15 protein-coding genes and 1 pseudogene are annotated in these 20,947 nt (G+C 72.7%); 11 read left to right on the top strand and 5 right to left on the bottom strand.

Annotated features, from left to right (window positions below):
* Positions 1-61: 61 nt before the first annotated feature.
* Positions 62-2,143 (top strand): annotated as a pseudogene (locus ABD466_RS40470) (ABC transporter ATP-binding protein); the annotation flags it as partial.
* A 59-nt stretch (positions 2,144-2,202) separates the two neighbouring features.
* On the opposite strand, the gene ABD466_RS40465 reads toward ABD466_RS40470, so the two are convergent.
* Entirely contained in the window at positions 2,203-2,880 is a 678-nt protein-coding gene (locus ABD466_RS40465; RefSeq protein WP_344662608.1) for a uracil-DNA glycosylase, read from the bottom strand.
* 489 nt (positions 2,881-3,369) lie between these two features.
* On the opposite strand from ABD466_RS40465, the gene ABD466_RS40460 reads away from it, so the two are divergent.
* From ABD466_RS40460 to ABD466_RS40445, 4 genes are all read left to right on the top strand, one after another.
* Positions 3,370-4,554: a S8 family peptidase gene (locus tag ABD466_RS40460; protein WP_344662607.1), complete on the top strand. Its 1,185-nt coding sequence runs from the start codon at positions 3,370-3,372 to the stop codon at positions 4,552-4,554.
* A gap of 52 nt (positions 4,555-4,606) precedes the next feature.
* Entirely contained in the window at positions 4,607-5,191 is a 585-nt protein-coding gene (locus tag ABD466_RS40455) for an RNA polymerase sigma factor (protein ID WP_344662606.1), read from the top strand.
* Positions 5,192-5,249: 58 nt separating this feature from the next.
* Positions 5,250-5,717 (top strand): hypothetical protein, encoded by a 468-nt coding sequence (locus tag ABD466_RS40450; protein WP_344662605.1) that lies wholly within the window; start codon positions 5,250-5,252, stop codon positions 5,715-5,717.
* Between the two features lie 130 nt (positions 5,718-5,847).
* Positions 5,848-8,607, top strand: a complete 2,760-nt coding sequence (locus ABD466_RS40445) for a CHAT domain-containing protein (protein ID WP_344662604.1) — start codon at positions 5,848-5,850, stop codon at positions 8,605-8,607.
* Positions 8,608-8,635: 28 nt separating this feature from the next.
* On the opposite strand, the gene ABD466_RS40440 is transcribed toward ABD466_RS40445, so the two are convergent.
* From ABD466_RS40440 to ABD466_RS40430, 3 genes are all read right to left on the bottom strand, one after another.
* On the bottom strand, positions 8,636-10,558 hold the full coding sequence (locus tag ABD466_RS40440; RefSeq protein ID WP_344662603.1) for a serine/threonine-protein kinase: 1,923 nt from the start codon (positions 10,556-10,558) through the stop codon (positions 8,636-8,638).
* Between the two features lie 180 nt (positions 10,559-10,738).
* Positions 10,739-11,380: a VOC family protein gene (locus ABD466_RS40435; RefSeq protein WP_344662602.1), complete on the bottom strand. Its 642-nt coding sequence runs from the start codon at positions 11,378-11,380 to the stop codon at positions 10,739-10,741.
* Positions 11,381-11,542: 162 nt separating this feature from the next.
* Entirely contained in the window at positions 11,543-12,337 is a 795-nt protein-coding gene (locus tag ABD466_RS40430) for a crotonase/enoyl-CoA hydratase family protein (RefSeq protein WP_344662601.1), read from the bottom strand.
* A 253-nt stretch (positions 12,338-12,590) separates the two neighbouring features.
* Between ABD466_RS40430 and ABD466_RS40425 the strand changes: the two genes are divergently transcribed.
* Positions 12,591-13,367, top strand: coding sequence for a class I SAM-dependent methyltransferase (locus tag ABD466_RS40425; RefSeq protein WP_344662600.1), 777 nt, complete (start codon positions 12,591-12,593; stop codon positions 13,365-13,367).
* Positions 13,368-13,603: 236 nt separating this feature from the next.
* Here ABD466_RS40425 and argG read toward each other — a convergent pair whose 3' ends face one another.
* Positions 13,604-15,031: an argininosuccinate synthase gene (argG, locus tag ABD466_RS40420; protein WP_344662599.1), complete on the bottom strand. Its 1,428-nt coding sequence runs from the start codon at positions 15,029-15,031 to the stop codon at positions 13,604-13,606.
* Between the two features lie 180 nt (positions 15,032-15,211).
* Between argG and ABD466_RS40415 the strand changes: the two genes are divergently transcribed.
* From ABD466_RS40415 to ABD466_RS40395, 5 genes are all read left to right on the top strand, one after another.
* On the top strand, positions 15,212-16,273 hold the full coding sequence (locus tag ABD466_RS40415) for a cation diffusion facilitator family transporter (protein ID WP_344662598.1): 1,062 nt from the start codon (positions 15,212-15,214) through the stop codon (positions 16,271-16,273).
* A 39-nt stretch (positions 16,274-16,312) separates the two neighbouring features.
* Complete coding sequence (locus ABD466_RS40410; protein WP_344662597.1) at positions 16,313-16,438, top strand: hypothetical protein; 126 nt, start codon at positions 16,313-16,315, stop codon at positions 16,436-16,438.
* A 10-nt stretch (positions 16,439-16,448) separates the two neighbouring features.
* Positions 16,449-16,961, top strand: coding sequence for a mycothiol transferase (locus ABD466_RS40405; RefSeq protein ID WP_344662596.1), 513 nt, complete (start codon positions 16,449-16,451; stop codon positions 16,959-16,961).
* A gap of 200 nt (positions 16,962-17,161) precedes the next feature.
* On the top strand, positions 17,162-18,658 hold the full coding sequence (locus ABD466_RS40400) for a lyase family protein (RefSeq protein ID WP_344662595.1): 1,497 nt from the start codon (positions 17,162-17,164) through the stop codon (positions 18,656-18,658).
* Positions 18,648-20,882, top strand: coding sequence for a pyridoxal-phosphate dependent enzyme (locus ABD466_RS40395; RefSeq protein ID WP_344662594.1), 2,235 nt, complete (start codon positions 18,648-18,650; stop codon positions 20,880-20,882). The genes ABD466_RS40400 and ABD466_RS40395 overlap by 11 nt, the downstream gene beginning before the upstream one ends.
* The last annotated feature ends 65 nt before the right edge of the window (positions 20,883-20,947 follow it).

The following is a 20,947-nucleotide window of genomic DNA, read 5'->3' as shown; positions in this document are numbered from 1 at the left end:
CAAGGAGTTGGATGATCCTTTTGTCTTCCTAAGACCGCTTGGCCTCCGACTTGGCCATCCGACCACGACCCTCGAACCGCAGGTCGACGGCATCACCCCCAGCCTCTGGCCCCAGGACGACGAAGACACCGACTCCGACTCCGACTCCCCCCGGGGCACCGGCTCGCAGGCGCTGCCGGGTTTGGGCGGAGGGGGCGGCATGCGCGCCGGCGCCGGCGCGGTCGGCGGAGGGGGCGGCTTCGGCGGCTTCCTGGCCTCCATGCCGCCCACCCCGGAGCTCCTCGCGAAGGTCGCCGCGCTCCCCCCGGCCACCGACACCCCGCACGTCGACTCCGCCACGGCGCGCGCCGCCGACCCCGCCTTCTCCCTGCGCACGCTGCTGCGCCCGTTCCGCCTGGCCCTGCTGCTCGGCCTGCTCCTGGTCTCCGCCGACACCGTGGCCGCCCTGGCGCTGCCCGCGCTGATCCGCAACGGCGTCGACTCCGGCATCCTGGCGCACTCGCTGTCCACGATCCTCGCCGTGTCGGCCGCCGCGCTGCTGGTCGTGCTCGCCGACACCGGCATCAACGCCTTCCAGTACCTGGTCACCGGCCGCACCGGCGAACGGCTGCTGTACGCGCTGCGGGTGAAGGTGTTCGCCCAGCTGCAACGCCTGGGCCTGGACTACTACGAGCGCGAACTGTCCGGCCGCATCATGACCCGCATGACCACCGACGTCGACGCGCTGTCCACGTTCCTGCAGACCGGTCTGCAGCAGGCGATCGTCAGCATCCTGTCGTTCGTCGGCATCGTCGTCGCCTTGTTCGTCATCGACTGGAAGCTCGCCCTGATCGCCCTCAGCGTGCTGCCACCCCTGCTGGTCGCCACCGTGGTGTTCCGCGCCAAGTCCAGCAAGGCCTACACCGAGGCCCGCGAGAAGGTCTCGGCGGTGAACGCGGACCTGCAGGAGAACGTCGCGGGCATGCGCGTCACGCAGGCCTTCCGCCGCGAGGACGCCAACGCCAAGCGGTTCGCCGGACTGTCCGACGAGTTCCGCGTCTCCCGGCTGCGCGCCCAGAAGTACATCGCCACGTACTTCCCGTTCGTGCAGGCGCTGGCCGACGTCGCCGGGCTGCTGGTGCTGGCCGGCGGCGCCGCGCGGGTGCACTCCGGGGAACTCACCGCCGGCGCCCTGATCGCCTACCTGCTCTACATCGACATGGTGTTCTCGCCGGTCCAGCAGCTCTCCCAGGTGTTCGACGGCTACCAGCAGGCCGCGGTGGGCCTGCGCCGGATCGGCGACCTGCTGCGCACCGCCCCGTCCACGCCGGAGCCGGCGCACCCGGAGCCGGTGCCGCGGCAGCTGGGCGACCTGGTGTTCGACGACGTCACCTTCGCCTACGGCCCGGACGCGCGGCCGGCGCTGGACGGGATCAGCGTCCGCATCCCCGCCGGGCAGACCGTGGCGCTGGTCGGGCAGACGGGCGCGGGCAAGTCGACGTTCGTGAAGATGGTGGCCCGCTTCTACGACCCCACCGAGGGCGCCGTCACCGCCGGGGGCCGCGATCTGCGCACCTTCCGGCTGGCCGACTGGCGGCACCGGCTCGGCGTGGTGCCGCAGGAGGCGTACTTGTTCGACGGCACCGTCGCCGAGGCCATCGCCTACGCCCGCCCGGACGCCGCCCCGCGTGAGATCGAGGCCGCGGCCCGCGCCGTCGGCGCCGAGCAGATGATCGCCGGCCTGCCCGGCGGCTTCCGCTACCGCGTCTCCGAGCGCGGCCGGAACCTGTCGGCGGGCCAGCGGCAGCTGCTCGCCCTGGCCCGGGCCGAGCTGGCCGATCCGGACGTGCTGATCCTGGACGAGGCCACCTCCGCGCTGGACCTGGCCACCGAGGCCGCGGTCACGCGCGCCGAACAGGACCGCCAGGCCCGCGGAACCGGCCCGGACGGCGCCGGCCGCGCCCGCACCACCCTGGTCGTGGCCCACCGCCTGACCACGGCGGCCCGCGCCGACCGGATCCTGGTGCTGGACGGCGGCCGGATCGTGGAGGACGGCACGCACGCCGAGCTGGTCGCGGCCGGCGGGACGTACGCGGAGCTGTGGCAGGCGTTCGCCGCCGGGCACGAACCGACCGTGCAGGAGGCGGCCGCGGTCGCCGGCTGATCAGAACGCTGCGGCCCCGGTGCGGACAACCACACCGGGGCCGCGGCGTGTCCGGACGCTCAGACGGTCTCGGGCAGCCGCCAGTCGATCGGCTCCTGCCCGAACCCGGCCAGCGCCTCGTTCACCGCCGAGAACGGCTTGGACCCGAAGAACTTCTTCGCCGACAGCGGCGAGGGGTGCGCGCCCTCGACGATCGCGTGCCGCGAGGTGTCGATCAGCTTCGCCTTCTTCTTCGCGTGGGCGCCCCAGAGCACGAACACCACCGGCTTCTCCCGCGCGGAGACGTCCTTGATGACGGCGTCGGTGAACTTCTCCCAGCCCTGGTCCTTGTGCGAGGCCGGCTCGTGCGCGCGCACGGTGAGCACCGTGTTCAGCAGCAGCACACCCTGGTCGGCCCAGGCCTTCAGGTAACCGTGCTTGACCGGCGCGATGCCCAGGTCCGTCTCCAGCTCCTTGTACATGTTCCGCAGCGACGGCGGGATCCGCACGCCGGGCCGGACCGAGAAGCACATGCCGTGCGCCTGGCCGTCGTCGTGGTACGGGTCCTGGCCGATCAGCACGACCTTCACGTCCTCGTAGGGCGTGGCGTCCAGCGCGGCGAACACCTCGCCCTCGGGCGGGAACACCTGGTGCTCAGAACGCTCGGTCTTAAGGAATGCCTCCAGGTCGGCGAAGTACGGCTGCTCGGTCTCGGCGGCCAACACCGGCGCCCAGGAGGCGGGGATGAGTTCACGCATGGAAAGAACCTATCCGCCGCGTACGACAGGCCTGACGGGCAGTCGGAAAATCCGTCGGAAAAAAAAATCGGCCCGGATGTATCAGGGGCGCATCAGGCGACTCTTGTAAGTGAGCGGGTCGGGGGGCCCGCAGGTGTGGTCCACGTCGGTGTGATCTCAAAGGGGGGACGCGCCGCCGGCCAGGCCGGGTGAATGTGGTGTGCCGTAACGCCGGGGGGTGGGTGCGGCACACCACTACCGGGCCAGGATGCGACCGCACCAGCAGTAACGCAAGAACAGAGGGGGGACCTCTGGGGGGGTACGGGGATGCACCACTGAGGGGGCGAGCTTGGGGGAGCTCGATAGCACGGCCCGGGGGGGATCCACGGGGGATCGCACAACCGGAGGGGGGCCGTGGGCGGGACTGGGACGGGGGTCCAGTTCCGCCTACGGGTATTCACGGTGCAGCATTAGTGCTGAACAACGTTGTTTTTCCATAGGGAGGGCAGGATGAGGGACCACGCTGCGCGCCTGGCTCGGCTGCTGGAGACACACCCCGACGTCGTCCACGTCGAAGGCGCCACGGAGGCGCTGATCAAGAAGGACGAGCTGTTGGTGCTCGGCGCTCACGCCGACGCGGTGCACGAGTCTGCGCGGCGGTGGGTCGACTCCCGGGAGGACTTCGCCGACCTCGGCGTGGCGCGGCTGCGGCTGCGCGCGGACGCCGGGGTCGACGCGGCGGGGCTGGTGCACGACCTGCGTGGGGGCGCGGGGGCGCATCGGCGGGTGAGTGTGACGCCGAATCATGTGCTGCGGGGGGCGCCGGACATGACCGGCGGCCCGTTCGGCCCGCCCGCGCCCGCCGCGCAGCTGGCCGCCCCGGCCGCCGGGCCCGAGACCGGGCGCCGCGCCGTGGTGGGCATTCTGGACACCGGTATCGACCCGCACCCGTGGTTCACCGGCTCCAAGTGGTACGGCGCCTGCACCCCGGACGAGTACGAGGTGCTGGACCCCTCGGCGGACTGGGATCTGGACTCCGAGTCCGGGCACGGCACCTTCATCGCGGGCGTGGTGCTGCAGCAGGCCCCGAACGCGTACCTGCGGGTGGAGCGGGTGCTGGGCACCGACGGCGTGGCCGACGAGCTGGAGCTCCTGCGCGGCCTGGCCCGCATCCAGGCCCGGGCCGCGGCGGCCGCCGACCGGCTGGACGTCGTGAACCTGTCGCTGGGCTGCTTCACCTTCGACGACCGTCCCTCGCCGGTGCTCAGCCACGCGGTGGCGCACCTCGCCCGGCACTCCGTCATCGTGGCCGCGGCCGGCAACGACGGCTCGGACCGCCCGTACTGGCCGGCCGCCCTCAAGGACGTCACCGCGGTCGCGGCGCTGGCCGCCGAGGACGGCGACGGCCCGGAACGCGCCTCGTTCTCCAACTACGGCTGGTGGGTGGACGCGGCGGCCCCTGGCGACAAGGTCTCCAGCTGCTTCCTGACCCACGGCCGGGAGAACGGCGAGGACTTCCACGGGTACGCGACCTGGAGCGGAACCAGTTTCGCGGCGCCCTACGTCGCCGGGCGGATCGCGGCCCTGATGGCAGACAAGGACATGTCCGCCCACGACGCCGTGCGCCAGCTGCTCGACCCGGCCGGTACCCACATCCCGGACCTCGGAGTCGTGGTGTCCGCCAACGGGCACTGAACTGCCGGACCCCACCCACCCCCCAGCTCCGAAGACAGTGAGAAGGCACGACATGGACCGCTCCCCCGCGCTGCTGCTGAAGGCGGCGGCGGACGGTGACAGCGAGGCCTGGAACCAGATCGTCGACGACTACAACCGCCTGGTGTGGTCGGTGGCCCGGGGGTTCCGGCTCTCGGTCGCCGACGCCGCCGACGTCAGCCAAACCACGTGGCTGCGCCTGGTGGAGAACCTGGACCGGATCCAGAACCCGGATCAGCTGGCGGGCTGGCTGGCGACCACGGCCCGCCGGGAGTCGCTGCGCCTGATCCGGAAGGCGCGGCGGGAGATCCCGGACTCCGAGGAGACCGATCAGAACGCGTCGTTCTTCGGCGACGCCGAGGACGACGGCGACCCGGAGACGGCCCTGGTCGCCGAGCAGGACCGCAGTGATCTGTGGCAGGCCTACGCGACGCTCTCCGAGCGCTGCCGCAACCTGCTGCGGGTGGTCGCGGTGACCCCGCTGGAGAGCTACGCGGCGGTCGCCGAGGCCCTGGGCATGCGGGTGGGGTCGATCGGGCCCACCCGCTCGCGCTGCCTGGAGCACCTCAAACGGGCCCTCAAAGCCCTGACCAGCGTGCCGGAGACGGCCGGACCGTGAACACCTGCAGACCGACACACCAGCACCCGATCAGGGACATGAGCCAGGGGGAAGTGCGATGCCGAAGTTGACGAACGGGGCCTCAGCGGAGGACATCGGGCTGCTGGCCGCCGTGGGCGAGATGTTCGACGAGGTCGACCCGGTGCCGACGGAGGTGGTGCGGGCCGGCTACGCCGCCTTCACCTGGCGGACCATCGACGCCGAGCTCGCCGAGCTGGCCGAGGACTCCCGGCTGGTGGGCGCCGGCTCGGTGCGCGGCACCGACACCAGGCTGCTGACGTTCGAGGCGCCCAGCGTGAACGTGGTCGTGGAGGTCACCGAGATCGGGGACCGGCGCAAGCTGGTCGGACAGCTGATCCCGGCGTGTTCGGACACGCTGCGGATCGAGCACCCGGCCGGCGCCACCACCGTGACCGTCGACGAACAGGGCCTGTTCAGCGCCGACGCGCTGCCGGCCGGCCCGGCCCGGGTGGCGCTGACCACACCGGGCGGCGGTGCCGTGGTCACCAGCTGGGTGACCGTGTAGACCCGGCCGCGACCGCGACTTCCCCCGCGGTTGCCGCCGAACTCGTCATCGCCGCCGCGCCCGGTGCGCGGCGGCGATGGGTGCTGCCCGCGAGTAGGAGGTTTCGCGCGGGATTTGAGACAGTGTCCGCATGCCACTTTCCGCCGACCGGCTCGCTCGTGCGCTGGAATCCGTGGACCTGGTGCTCGCCGACCCCGCGGCGGGCCGGGCAGCCGCCGAGGCGGTGCTGGCCGAGTCCGGGGACGACGCGGCCGCCGCCATAGCCCTGCGCGCCCTGGGCCTGTCGTGGAAGGAGAACGGCGACCTGGCGCGCGCCGTGAGGACCCTGCGCCGGGCGATCACCGTGGCCGAGAAGTGCGGTGAGCACTATCGGGCCGCCGAGGCCCGGATGTCCCTCGTGGTGATCCTGTCCGACCTGGGGCAGACCGAGGCGGCGCTGGCCGAGGCCACGCTCGCGGCCTCGGTGCTGACCGGGGCGGACTCGGCAAGGCTGGACGTGAACCTGGGACTGGTGCTGATCCGCATCGGCCGCACCACCGAGGCGCTGGCCGCGTTCGACCGCGGGCAGCCGGTACTGCGCGCCGCCGGTGACGCACGCTGGGAGACCCTGCTCCTCAACTGCCGTGCCGTACTGCACCTCTATGCCGGCCGGTACCGCGAGGCGTCGGCGAACCTGCTGCGCGGCGAGCGGCTCAGCCGCCGGGCCGGGTATCACCTGCTCAATGCCATGATCCAGCTCAATCTGGGCTATCTCGCCCGGGTGACCGGCAACCTGCCGGAAGCGCTGGACCGCCTGGACTCGGCCGCCGGCCTGTACGCCGAGCACGGCAAGCGCGGCACCAACCTGCACGCCGACCGCGCCGACATCCTGCTGGCCGCCGGGCTGGCCGCCGAGGCGCGGACCACGGTCGCGCAGTCCATCGCCGAGCAGGAGAAGAGCGGCTTCCGCTTCAACCTGGCCGAAGCGCACCTCATGCACGCCCGCACCGCGCTCGCCGACGGCGACCCCGCCGCCGCGGCCACCGCCGCCCGCACCGCCCGCGGCATGTTCGGCCGCCAGCGCCGCGCGGCGTGGGCCGACCTGGCCCGGCATGCCGAGGTCGCGGCCCGCTTCGCGACCGGGGAGCGCAGCCCGGGGCTGCTGCGCGAGGCAGCCGGGCTCGGCGACCGGCTGGCGGCGGCCAAGTGGCCGGTGGCGCCGCACGAGGCGCGGCTGCTGGCCGGGCGGATCGCGGCCGACCTGAATCGGCCCGAGCAGGCGCAGGCGCTGTTCGAACAGGTGGCGCGGCACCGCCACCGGGGTGTGGCCGAGATCAGGGCCCTGGCCTGGCACGCCCAGGCGCTGCACGCGCTGAGCACCGGGCGGCCCACCGCCGCCGAACAGGCGCTGCGGGCCGGGCTGCGGGTGCACGCGGAGTACAACGCCGTCCTGGGCGCCACCGACCTGCGGGCGCACGCGGCGGCGCGCGGCGAGGAGCTGGCGACGCTGGGGCTGCGCCTGGCGCTGGAGCGCGGGGACGCGCGGGCGGTGCTGCGCTGGGCCGAGACGTGGCGGGCGGCCTCGCTGCGGCGGCGGCCGGTGCGTCCGCCGGACGACGAGCAACTGGCCGCGGACCTGGCGCAGCTGCGGCGGGTGGTGGCGGAACTGGCGGAGATGGAGGCGCCCACTGTGCGGTCGGCGTCCCGCACGGAGATCTCCCGGCTGAACGCCGAGCGCCTGCGCCTGGAAGCGGCGGTCCGCGACCGCTCCCGCTACGCGCGCGGCGCCTACGCGCCGGAGCCGCCGTTCGCCCCGGCGGCGCTGGCCGAGGCGCTCGGCGAGCGGGTGCTGGTCGAGTTCGTGCGGCTGGACGACGACCTGCACGCGGTGACGGTGCGGGACGGGCTGGTGCGGCGGCACCGGCTGGGGTCGTACCAGGCGGTGCTGCGGCAGCTGGACGTGGTGCGGTTCACGATGAACCGGATGTCGCGGCGGTTCGGGTCGCCGGTGATGCAGAAGGCTGCGGTGGAGGCCTACGACCACAGCCGGGCGGTGCTGGACGGGTTGCTGTTCGAGCCGGTGCGGCGGGCCATGGACGGGGGCGGGGCCGGGGTCGGGGTCGGGGTCGGCAGGGGCGGTGAACCGGCCGCGGGGTGGAGCGGGGCCGAGCGACCGCTGGTGATCGTGCCGACCGGATCGCTGCACGCGCTGCCGTGGACGGCGCTGCCGACGTGTGCGGGGCGGCCGGTGAGCGTGACGCCGTCGGCACGGCTGTGGCTGTCCGCGGCGGGGGCCGGGGCCGGGGTCGGCGGCACCGACGGCGGCGCGGGCGGGAGCGGGGGCGGCAACACGGGCACGGAAGCCGCTTCGGCGACCGGGCGCGGCACGGTCCTGATGGCCGGCCCCGGCCTGGCGCACGCGGAGCCGGAGATCGCCGCCCTCGCCGCCCGGTACCCCGAGGCCGTGGTGCTGTCCGGCGCCGACGCGACGGCCGCCAACGCGGCGCGGGCGCTGGACGGCGCGGCCCTCGCCCACGTCGCGACCCACGGCCGCTTCCGTTCAGACCATCCTCTGTTCTCCAGTCTGGACGCTCATGACGGCCCGCTGTACGTCTACGACCTCGAACGTCTGGGGTCGACGCCACAGCTGCTGGTGCTGTCGGCGTGCGAGTCGGCCCTGTCCGGCGTCCGTCCCGGCGACGAGCTGATGGGCTTGGCCTCGGCGGTCTTCGCCCTGGGCACGCGCACCCTGATAGCCAGCGTCACCCCGGTCGACGACGCCGACACCCGCACCCTGATGCTCGCCCTGCACGCCGCCCTGGCCCGGGGGCGTCCCCCGGCCGCGGCCCTGGCCGAGGCGTCGGCCGCGACCGGGATCGGCGGGTTCGTGTGCTTCGGTTTCGGGGGCTGAGTCCGGGCTGAGTCCGGGCTGAGCGTCCTCAGTGGTTGGTGAGGACGATCACCCCCACCGCGACCGCCGCCACGGCCAGCACGATCAGCAGCACCGGCAGGAACGAGCGGCGGGGCGGGGCGGTGGGCTCGGGCTGCGGCGGGGCCGGAGGCGGCGTGGGGACGTAACGCTCCCCCGTCGGGTTGGCGAGCAGCGAGCGGGCCGGAGGCGGGAGCAGGGAGCGGCCGCGGATCTCCATCGCCGCCGCCGCGGACAGGACCGTGGCGCCGGTCGCGGCCAGGGGCTCCCACGCTCCGGTCTCCGGCGGCGTGACGTGCTCCTTCGACGCGCCCCAGACGGGCGGCTTGGGAGCCGGGGACTTGGCCGGAGCGGACTTCTTGGCCGGCGTCTTGCCGGGACCGCTCGGGGCGGACCGGGGCTTGGGTGCGGCCGAGCCGGCAGGCTTCGCTCCAGGGGACGGCTTCTGGGACTCGCCGCCGCTCGGGGCCGCCTTCGCGCGCGGTTCAGGCTTCTGGTCCCGTTCCGAGCGGCCTTCGCCGCTCGGCGAACTCGGCCCCCTCTCAGCGCCGGCCGGCTTCGGCCGGCTGTCGCCGCTCGCCGTTTCAGACCGGTTCTCACCGCTCGTCGATTTCGGCCGACCGTCGCCAGTGGCCGCTATCGGCTGGTCGTCGCTGTTCGCTGAGTCCGGTCGGCTCTCGCCCACCGCCTGCGATGCCGCGCCGGCATCAGCACTCACCGGCGCCGATCGCTGCGCGTCCGCCCCCCGCTTCACCCTGACCGGTTCCGACTGCTCGTCCTCATCGCCCGTCTCAGCCACCGGCGCCACCTGAGCCTTGAGCTTCGCCGGCTTCGGCTTCTCAGCACCCTCCTGCGGCTCGGCCTTCTCCAGCGGCGGGGCTGTCCACGGCTCCTCCGACGCCGGCCCGGTCTCCACGATCGTCCGGACGTCGGGCTCCGGATCGTCGACCCTCGACTTCCGATCGAGTGAATCCCCGCCCTCGACCTCACCCTGAGCTTCACCCCGTCCCGAGCGCTCCAGCAGCGCCCGCAGACGGGCCGCGACCTGCCGCGCCGACGCCGGGCGCCGGTCCGGCTCCCGGGCCAGCAGCTCCGCGACCAGGTCCACCACCTCGCGGGGGGCGCCGGCTCCCGGCGGCAGGGGCGGGGCGTCCTCGTGGGCCTTCTTGTGCATCACCGCCAGGAAGTCGTCCGCGCGGAACGGGACCTGGCCGGCGATCATCGCGTAGAGCAGGGTGCCGAGCGAGTAGAGGTCGCTGCGGGCGTCCGCGTTGTGGCCCATGACCTGCTCCGGCGCGGCGTACTCCGGGGTGCCGGAGCCCTTGACCGTGTCGAAGCGGGCGATGGTCCAGGAGCGGGTATCGGCCAGGAAGCCGGCGATGCCGAAGTCCACCACCTTCGCCGTGCCGTCCGGGGTGACCAGGACGTTCTGCGGTTTGATGTCGCGGTGCACCACGCGGGCGGCGTGGGCGGCGGCCAGGGCCTCGGCGATCTGGGCGGCGAAGCTCAGGGCGTCGCGCAGCGGCAGGCGGCCGACGCGCATGAGCTCGCCCAGGGTGGCGCCGGGGACCAGTTCCAGGACCAGGTAGATGCGATCGCGGTGCACGCCCTGGTCGTACAGGACGGCCACATTCGGGTGCACGATCTGCGCCGCGGCGATGCCCTCGCGGCGCAGCCAGTCCGGCAGGTCGGTGGCGGACATGCCGGCGCCGCCGTGGAACAGCTTCACGGCCACGTCGCGGTGCAGCCGCAGATCGCGGCCGGACCAGACCTCGCCCATGCCGCCGCGGCCGAGGCGGGTCTGGAGTTGGTACCGGTCGGCGATCAGCTCGCCGTCGGCGTGCTCGCGCGAGCTGGAGCGGGAACCCGGCCGGGACGGTGTCCCGGACCCCTTCTCGCTCGTACGGCGCGCGCCGTTGTCGGCTCCGGGCATGACGGCCCCCCTTTGACGTCTCCCTGGCCTCTGGCCTTCCATTTTGGCGCGGACCGAGGCGCGGCGGCGGTGATTCCCGGCAACGCGCGCCGCATCAGGGAGAACACGTGAGCGGCGGGCGCGCGGACCGGTGTGACCATCGGCCCGCGCCCCGCCGCGGAAGACTGCTGAGTGACGGGATCAGTCGATCCGCACGCTGCCGGCGGCGCACTTGAAGTGCACCGCGACCACGCCCGGCTCCTCGGAGTCGACCCAGTCGACCTTCACTTCCTCCAGCGGATCGTGCTGGTCGGAGCCGCCGATCCAGTTCAGGACCTGCTCGCGGTCGCCGCTGATCTCCAGCCGCTCGAACGCCGGGGTGGTGCCGCCGCCGGCGCCGGGGCGCTGGTCGACCGCCACCTCCCAGGCCAGGAAGTAGGGCAGCTGCGGATCGGCCATCAGGTCCAGCACGCCGATCTGCTTCCAGCGCAGGTCGAAGCCGTCGGGGCGGACCCGGTGCCCGGCGGCGGCGGGCCGGCCCAGCCGCTGCTCCCAGCCGGTGATGTCGTCGACGCCGACCACCCAGCCGAGCCAGCCGCCGCCCTCCTCGGCGCGGGCCTTCACGGCCTTGCCGAACGGCGCGGAGTCGGTCGCGGGGTGGTCCAGCGGGGCCACGACCTCGACGTAGGAGCCGCCGGACAGGGGCAGCACGAAGTTGCGGGTTCCGAAGCGGGGGTGGACGCCGCCGTCGCGGAACGTCGCACCGAGCAGCGTTCCGAGCCGGTTCACCGTGGAGCCGAGCTCGGAGTTGGACACAGCGTAGGAAACGTGATCGAGACGCACGGTTCATACTCTGCCCTGAGGATGCCTCTGTAACCCAATCGGGACCGACTGGGCACCCCTTACATCGCATTCGGATACGCTCCGCACCCTCAGCGTGACCAGGAGCGATGTCCGATCGGCCGACGATCCGACGATCCGACGGTCCCCGCGTTTCGGAAATTCCTACTTGCGCTTCCATTCCGGGTCCCGCTTCTCGGCGAACGCCCGCGGCCCCTCCTTCGCGTCCTCCGTCGCGAACACCGGCCACCCGATCTCCAGCTCCCGGGCCAGCCCCTCGGCCTCGCCCATCCCGGCGGTCTCCTTCACCGAACGCTTGACCGCCTCGACCGACAACGGCGCGGCGGCGTTGATCAGCGCGGCGATCTCCAGCGCCTTGTCCAGCGCCTCGCCGTCGTCCACGACATGCCCGACCAGCCCGATGTCCCGCGCCTCGGCGGCGGTGTAGGGGCGACCGGTGAGCAGCATCTCCATGGCGTGCGTGTACGCCACCTGCCGCGGCAGCCGCACGGTCGACCCCGCGACCGGGAACAGCCCACGCCGCACCTCGAACAACCCGAACGTCGCCGACGCCCCCGCCACCCGGATGTCACAGGCCTGGATCAGCTCGGTCCCCCCGGCCACCGCGTGCCCCTCGACCGCGCCGATCAGCGGCTTACGCGGGCTGTGATGCCGCAGCAGCGCCTTCCAGTGCAGATCGGGATCGGCCTTGAGCCGGTCCGCGTAGGGCGAACCCTGCGCCATGTTCATCGCCTTGAGGTCCATCCCCGCGCAGAACGCCCCACCGGCCCCGGTGAGCACGATCGTGCGCACGTCGTCGTCGGCGTCCGCCTCCACCCAGGCGTCGGCCATACCGACCAGCATCGGCAGCGACAGCGCGTTCTTGGCCTCGGGCCGGTTCATCGTGACGATCATCGTGTGGCCGTCCCGCTCGACGGTGCAGTGCTCGGTGCCGCCCATGGTGTCCCTCGCTGTCCCCTCACTCGGCGTCGCTGCGAAAACGAGAACACGTTTCACCTAGCGCGGTGAAAAGGCAATAGCCGCGGCGGGAGACCGCGGTCAGGGGCGGCGGAGGCCCGGCAGCGGTCGAGGTCGTCGACGCCGGCAGTGCCGCGATCCGGGGTGCCTTGCGCGGAAACCAGCCCGGCCCATATCTTCTCGATGTATCGGCTCGATACATCGAGGCGACACATCACCGTCGGAAGAGGCACGCATGACACACGACGAACGACTCCGCCACAGCTCGTCCTTCGGCACCGCGGCGGCCGCGTACGCCGAGCACCGCCCCGACTACGCCGAGGCGGCAGTCGGCTGGGCACTCGTAGCCGCTCCCGGCTTACGCGTCCTCGATCTCGGTGCGGGCACCGGCAAGCTGACGGCCACGCTGGTGGCCCTGGGGGCCGACGTCACCGCCGTCGAGCCCGATCCGGCGATGCTGGCCGAGCTGCGGCGCGCGCTGCCGACCGTCAGGGCCCTGGCGGGGAGCGCCGAGCTGATCCCGCTGCCGGACGCGTCCGTCGACGTCGTGGTGGCCGGCAACGCCCTGCACTGGTTCGACATGGCCGTCGCCGGGCCGGAGATCGCCAGGGTCCTGGCGCCGGGCGGGATCCTGGCCGGGTTGTGGAACGTCATCGACGACCGCTTCGCCTGGACCGCGGGGCTGGAGCGGGTCGGCGGCCCCGCGGCCGTCGGCCCGCGCGACACGCTCACCAGCTGGCGCTCCGCGACGGCGGGCATGCACGTGCCGGCCACCGGCCCCGTGCACTTCGGCGGACCGGAGCAGGCCGAGTTCCCGCACGGACAGCGCCGCACCGCCGACACGCTCGTCGCCACACTCGGAACCCGTGCCGGCATGCTCGTGATGCCGGACGAGGAACGGGAAGCCACGCTCGGCCGCATCCGCGCCTTCCTCGCGAGCACGCCCGAGACCGCGGACGGCGAGTTCACGCTCCCGATGCTGACCGGCGTGCTGCGCGTCCGGAAGCTGTAGAACGGCCGACAGCGCCGAAGCCTGATCCGGCGCTACCGTCCGTCTCCGCCCGGCTGCCCCGCCGGCGTCGAGCGCGGTCCACGCGCACCAAGCCGTTCTTCAGCCGCGACGAACCTTTGATCCGCGGCTCCGCATCGGTCGGCGACCGCCGAACCACAGCGCCCGCGCACAGTACGAATACTGTGCGCGGGCGCTGTGGTCGAAACGCGTCGCCGCCGGGGCCGGCGTCCGGTCCCTCAGTCCGTCCCGGCCTCCATCGCCGCGTCGTCGAGCAGCTCCGCGCCCTCGGCGCCGGCGGCGCCCTCCAGGGCGATGGCCTCGGCGCCGCCGGCCGGCAGCGCGCCGATCAGCTCGGTCGGCACGGTGTGGCCGCCGCCGACCAGGCCGAGGGCGGCGTACTGCTCCAGCTTCGAGCGGGAGTCGGCGATGTCGAGGTTGCGCATGGTGAGCTGGCCGATGCGGTCCACCGGGCCGAAGGCCGCGTCCTCGGTCCGCTCCATCGACAGCTTGTCCGGGTGGTAGCTCAGGGCCGGGCCGGTCGTGTCGAGGAGCGAGTAGTCCTCGCCGCGCCGCAGCCGCAGCGTCACCTCGCCGGTGACCGCGCTGCCGATCCAGCGCTGCACCGACTCCCGGAGCATCAGCGACTGGGGGTCCAGCCAGCGGCCCTCGTAGAGCAGCCGGCCCAGGCGGCGGCCGTCGTTGTGGTACGCCGCGACGGTGTCCTCGTTGTGGATCGCGTTGACCAGGCGCTCGTAGGCCGCGAACAGCAGCGCCATCCCGGGCGCCTCGTAGATGCCGCGGCTCTTGGCCTCGATCACCCGGTTCTCGATCTGGTCGCTCATCCCCAGGCCGTGCCGGCCGCCGATGGCGTTGGCCTCCAGCACCAGGTCCACGGCCGAGGCGAACTGCTTGCCGTTGATCGCGACCGGGCGGCCGCGCTCGAAGGTGACGCTGACGTCCTCGGGCTCGATCTCGACGGCCGGGTCCCAGAACCGCACGCCCATGATCGGCTCGACGGTCTCCACACCGGTGTCGAGGTGCTCCAGCGACTTGGCCTCGTGGGTGGCGCCCCAGATGTTGGCGTCGGTGGAGTACGCCTTCTCGACGCTGGCCCGGTAGGGCAGCCCGCGCTCCAGCAGCCACTCGGACATCTGCTTGCGGCCGCCGAGCTCCTCGACGAAGTCCGCGTCCAGCCACGGCTTGTAGATCCGCAGCGACGGGTTGGCCAGCAGGCCGTAGCGGTAGAACCGCTCGATGTCGTTGCCCTTGAAGGTGGAGCCGTCGCCCCAGATCTGCACGTCGTCCTGCAGCATGGCGCGGACCAGCATGGTCCCGGCCACCGCGCGGCCCAGCGGCGTGGTGTTGAAGTAGGCGCGGCCGGCGGAGCGGATGTGGAACGCCCCGCACGCGAGCGCGGCGAGACCCTCCTCCACCAGGACCGCGCGGCAGTCGACGAGCCGGGCCACCTCGGCCCCGTAGTCGGCGGCGCGGCCGGGGACGGAGGCCACGTCGGGCTCGTCGTACTGGCCGAGATCGGCGGTATAGGCGCACGGGGCGGCGCCCTTCTCACGCATCCATGCGACCGCGACGGAGGTGTCGAGGCCACCGGAGAAGGCGATGCCGACGCGTTCGCCGACGGGGAGGGAAGTGAGCACCTTGGACACGGCACAAGTATGTAGCCTCCTGCATGAATATGCAAAATCGCGTCTCACGCCTCGGGCGGACGGCCGCGGAACCTGCGGCGACGATGGAAACCGATGTCATTGCCAGCTTTGCCGGATGAACGGATTCTGCGATGTAATGCCCGAGCAGCACGCGAGACGGACGACCGGACGGGAGACGGTGTGCGCGACCACGATCACGGCCACCACGATCACGGCCACCCCAACGACAGCCGCTCCGGGCACGACGGCCACTCCGGCCATGACAGCCACTCCGGCCACTCGCACGGCGTGAGCGCGGACGCCGACCGCCGCTGGCTCCTGATCGGCCTGGCGCTGATCGTCGGCTTCATGAGCGTCGAGGTCGTCGTCGGCGTGCTCGCCCACTCCCTGGCGCTGGTCTCCGACGCCGCGCACATGCTCACCGACGCCGCCTCGATCGGCCTCGCCCTGTTCGCGATGCGCCTGGCCGCCCGGCCCGCCAAGGGCGGTTACACGTTCGGCCTCAAGCGCGCCGAGATCCTCTCCGCCCAGGCCAACGGGGTCACGCTGCTGGTGCTGTCGGCCGTGCTGGCGTTCGAGGCGATCCGCCGGCTGGTCAGTCCGCCCGAGGTCACCGGTGGCCTCGTCCTGGCCACCGCGCTCGTCGGGGTCGCAGTGAACATCGCCGCCGCCTGGTCGATCTCGAAAGCCAACCGCACCTCGCTCAACGTCGAGGGCGCCTTCCAGCACATCCTCACCGACCTCTACGGCTTCATCGCCACCGCGATCGCCGGCGCCGTCGTACTGGCCACCGGCTTCGCCCGCGCCGATGCCATCGCGTCCCTGGTGGTGGTCGCGCTGATGCTCAAGGCCGGCACCGGCCTGGTCACCGCCGCCAGCCGCATCTTCCTGGAAGCCGCGCCGGCCGGGGTCGACCCCGACGCGGTCGGGGACCAGATGGCCGCCGTCGGGAACGTCGTCGAGGTCCACGACCTCCACATCTGGGAGATCACCTCAGGGCAGGCCGCACTGTCCGCCCACGTGCTGGTGGTCCCCGGTGCCGACTGCCACAAGGTCCGGCGCGACCTGCAGGAAAAGCTGCGCGCCGACCACGGCGTCACCCACGCCACGCTCCAGGTCGACCACCTCGGCGAGGACGCGCACGATCTGCTGCAGATCAGCGCGCACGCGCCGGCCGCCCGGCCGGGGCACTGCGAGGGCTCCCACGGCCCCGTCCACACGACCGGCGCGCACAGCCACTGAGCCCCAGCAGCATGGCCTTCCCTGATGAAGAAGGCTGATATGACGGACGCGATACCGCCGGCTCTGCTGCAGGCCGACCGCCCACGGTCGGACGGCGCCGACACGAAACCGGCCGCGGCCGGGGCGTGGTGGCTCGGCGGCGTGGCGATCCGGCCGACGCGATAGCGTGGAGACCATGCAAGGCCACGAACTCCTCATCGACGCGTTCGGCCGCGTCCACGAAGAAGTCCACGCCGCCGTCGCCGGCCTGACCGTCGAGCAGCTGCACCAGCGCCTGGACCCCGACGCCAACCCCATCGCCTGGCTGCTCTGGCACCTGGCCCGGGTGCAGGACGACCACGTCGCCGACGTGGCGGGCACCGAGCAGCTGTGGACCGTCCAGGGCTGGGCCGAGCGGTTCGGCACGCCCTACCGCACCGGCGCCATCGGCTACGGGCACTCCTCCCACGACGTCGCCCAGCTGCGGGTGCCGTCGGCCGACCTGCTGACCGGGTACCACGACGCGGTCCACGAGCAGACGGTCGCCTACGTCAGCGGCCTGAAGGACGAGGACTTCGACCGGATCGTCGACACCCGCTGGGACCCGCCGGTGACGCTGGGCGTGCGGCTGGTCAGCGTCGTGTCCGACACGCTGCAGCACGTGGGTCAGGCCGCCTACGTGCGGGGCGTCCTGCTGCGCGAGTCCTGATGCCATAGTCCTGACACCGGTAACGGGCGTTACCAGCGCCCGTTCGCCGGGGTCGGCCCCCAAAGCCTGTTCCCTTGGCCGATCGATAGCGCCCCGAAAGCCCCCGCGCGGACGTTGGAGAAAACAACCGCCGGAGGCGACATGGCGGTGCTCCCGGCCGCCCTTCGCCGTCCACGGGTCGACGGAAAGGGGACGGCTCTATGACGATGACCGGCCGGATCACGGCCGCGCCGAGCCGCGTGTGGCACGAGGAGGTGCTCGCACCGCAGTTCGCCCACGAGGTCGAGCACCTGCTGCGGCACTATGTCGCCATCGAGAAGGTGCTGCTGCTGGAGTACGTCCGCATGGGGGTGGCCGACGCGGCGGACGCCGCCGCGGTGGCCCGCCGCCTGAACCTGCTGCGGGGCGGCGACCTGCTCGCCGATCCCGCGGCCAACATGTCCGACATCTCCTTCGCGATCGAGCGCTTCGTCGGGGCCGGGCCCGCACCGCCGTTCGCCGCCTGGCACGTCGACCGCAGCCGCAACGACCTGCAGGCCTGCGCCCAGCTGATGGCGGTGCGCGAGCGGCTGTTCGCCGTCGCCGACGACCTGGCCGCCCTGGGCCGGGCAGCGCTGAGGGCCGCACGCACCGCCGCCGACCTGCCCATGCCCGGTTTCACCCACGCCCAGGCGGCACAGATCGTCTCCCCCGGCTTCTACCTCACGGCTCTGGCCGAGGAGACGCTCGCCACCGCGCAGCGGCTGGCCTCCACCTGGGAGGACTGCTTCGCCTGCCCGCTGGGAGCGGGCTCGATGGCCGGACAGGAACTGCCCTGGGACCGGACGCTGATGGCGCACCGGCTGGGGTTCGCCAAGGCGGTGCCGCACGCCCTGACCGCGGTCGCCTCCCGACGCTGGGCCCTGGCGGTCGCCTCGGACCTGGCCGGCTACGCGGTGACCCTGAGCCGCTTCGTCACGGACCTGATGGCCTGGGGCGGCAGCGAGTACGGGTTCCTGGACCTGCCGGACGAACTGTCCGGGATCTCGGCGGCGATGCCCCAGAAGCGCAACTTCCCGGTGCTGGAACGCATCCGCGGCCGCTGCTCGCAGGTCGCCGGCGCCATGTTCGACCTGGCCTCCGGACAACGCAACACCGCCTACACCAACACCGTCGAGGTCTCCAAGGAGGCCGGCTCGCGGCTGTGGGCCGAGATCGACGCGCTGCGCTCCTCACTCCGCCTGGCCACCACCGTGCTGGAGAACCTCGGCTTCCACGCCGAGCGCATGCGCGAGTCCTGCGAGCGCGAATACCTGGGCGGCTTCTCCCTGGCCAATCTGCTGACCCTGGAGTGCGGGCTGCCATGGCGGACCGCGCAGATCGTCGCGGGCCGAGCGATCAAACGCGCGGTGGAGGCCGGCGTGCCGTCGAGCGAGATCGAGCCGGGGTTCCTGGTCGAGGCCGCCGCCGAGGAAGGCCACCGGGTTCCGGACGCCGCCCGGCTGCTGGCCGCCGCGTTCAGCGTGGACGCCGGGCTGCGGGCCAAGCGCTCGTCCGGCTCCACCCACCCGGACGCCGTCCTGGCGATGGCCGCCGAGCAGGAGGCCGGGTTCGAGGCCGTGGAAGAACGCTGGCGGCGGCTTCGCACCGGAGTGGAGGCCGCCATCGCCCAGATCGACGTGCACTTCGAAGAACAGGAGCCCCGCCATGCGCCATGACTCGATGGTCGACGCCGTCGGCCACACCCCCGTCATCCGCCTGCGGATCGACGACGCTCCCGACGGCGTGGAGGTCTACGCCAAGATGGAGCTGCAGAACCTGTTCGCCATGAAGGACAGGGTCGCCCGCCAGGTCATCCTCGAAGCCCGGCGCACCGGCGAACTCGCCCCGGGCGGCCCGGTCGTCGAGAGCTCCTCCGGCACCATGGCCCTGGGCCTGGCCCTGGTCGGCACCGCCCTGGGACACCCCGTCCACATCGTCACCGACCCCCGCATCGACCCCATCACCCTGTCCAAGCTCCGCACCCTCGGCTGCCGCGTCCACATCGTCGAGGCGATGACCGGCGGCGGCTGGCAGAGCGCCCGCCTGGAACGGCTGGCCCGCCTGATGGCCGACCTGCCCGGCGCCTTCTGGCCCCGCCAATACACGAACCCGCAGAACCCCGCCGCCTACCGCACCCTCGCCACCGAACTGGCCGCCGACCTGGGCTCGCTCGACGTGCTGGTCGGCGCGGTGGGCAGCGGCGGGTCCCTGTGCGGGACGTCCCGTGCGCTCCTGGAGCGCTTCCCGGAGCTGCGCGTGGTCGGCGTGGACTGCGTCGGCAGCGTGCTGTTCGCGCAGCCGGACGTGCCGACGCGCAAGCAGAGCGGGCTGGGCAACAGCCTGTATCCGGGGAACATCGACTACCGGCTGTTCGACGAGGTGCACTGGCTGTCCGACGACGAGGCGTTCGCCGCCGCGCACGCCCTGGCCCGGGAGCAGAAGATCTTCGCGGGCAACACCTCCGGCTCGGTCTACCGCATCCTGACACACCTCGCGAAACAGTCACCCCCGGGAACGCGACTCGTCGGGATCATGCCCGACCGAGGCGATCGCTACGTCGACTCCGTCTACGCGACAGAGACCAACGAGCCCGTCGCCGCCGAACCGGTCGAGGTCCCCTACGGCACCACCGTGACCTCGTGGTCCTTCGCCCGAATCCCCCGCCGGGACCGCAAAGTGCTGTTGTTCGTGGAGTCGAACACCACCGGCACCGGAATGCTGGCGCTGCGCACAGCGGTGCGCCTGGGACTGGAACCCGTGTTCCTCACAGCGGACCCGGCACGCTACGCGGGTCTGGACGACACCGCCGCGCAGGTCGTGGTCTGCGACACCGACGATCCGAAGAAACTGCGGGCCGCGGCCGAGCAAGCAGTGGCCGGGCGCACCGTCGCCGGCGTCACCACGACGAGCGAGTACTTCCTCGTCCAGGCGGCAACCCTGGCCACCCGCCTCGGCGTGCCGGGCAACGACCCCGCCGCCCTGCGGCGCTGCCGCAACAAGGCCCTGACCCGCGAGACGTTGGAGAAGGCGGGGGTCGCCCAGCCCCGCTTCGCCGTCGCCCGCACAACCTCCGAGGTGAAAGCGGCGGTCTCCCTCATCGGACTGCCCTGCGTGGTGAAGCCGGTGGACGACTCCGGCTCGCACGACGTGCTGTGGTGCCCCACCGCCGAGATCGCGGTGGCGCACGCCGCCCGCGTCCTGGCCGTCGGCGAGAACGTCCGCGGCCAGGCCACCGCCCAGACGGTCCTGGTCGAGGAATTCCTTTCCGGCCCCGAGTTCAGCGCCGAGATGTTCTGCGCCGACGGTGAAGCCCTCTGCGTCGGCCTCACCGAACGCACCGTCAGCCCCCTGCCCCACTTCGTCGAAACCGGCCACCACTTCCCGGCCGCCCTCGATCCCGCCGACACCGCCGCCCTGGCCGAAACAGCCCGCCGCGCCCTGAAAGCCACCCGCTTCACCCAGGGCCCGGCCCACGTCGAGCTGAAGCTGACGCCCTCCGGCCCCGCCGTCATCGAGATCAACGGCCGACTCGCCGGCGGCATGATCCCCGAACTGGTCCGCCCCGCCACCGGCGTGGACCTGCTGGAACAGCAACTGCGCGCCGCATCCGGCATGCCCCTCCGCCTGACCGCCGACCGCACCAAGCACGCCGGCATCAGATTCCTGATCGCACCACGCCCCGGCCGGTTCCTGGAGGTGAGCGGCGTGGAGCGGGCACGCCTGGTCGGCGGCGTGGAGCAGGTGACGGTGACGGGCACGCCGGGGCGCGTGGTGCGACCGGCGTGGGACGCGTACGACCGGCTCGGCTTCGTCATCGCGGTCGCGCCGTCCGCCGCGGAGGTGGAACGGGCGCTGGACGAGGCGATGGCGGAGATGGAGGTGGTGATCAGCGAGGAGTAAGTACTCAAAAACGACTACTGCAGGAGGGGCTCCGGGACGGTTCCCGGAGCCCCTCCTGCATCTCA

This window comes from Catenulispora subtropica, assembly GCF_039531675.1.
Taxonomy (GTDB): Bacteria; Actinomycetota; Actinomycetes; order Streptomycetales; family Catenulisporaceae; genus Catenulispora; species Catenulispora subtropica.
Note: the sequence above shows the minus strand (reverse complement) of the source record. Positions and strands in the feature narration are given on the sequence as shown.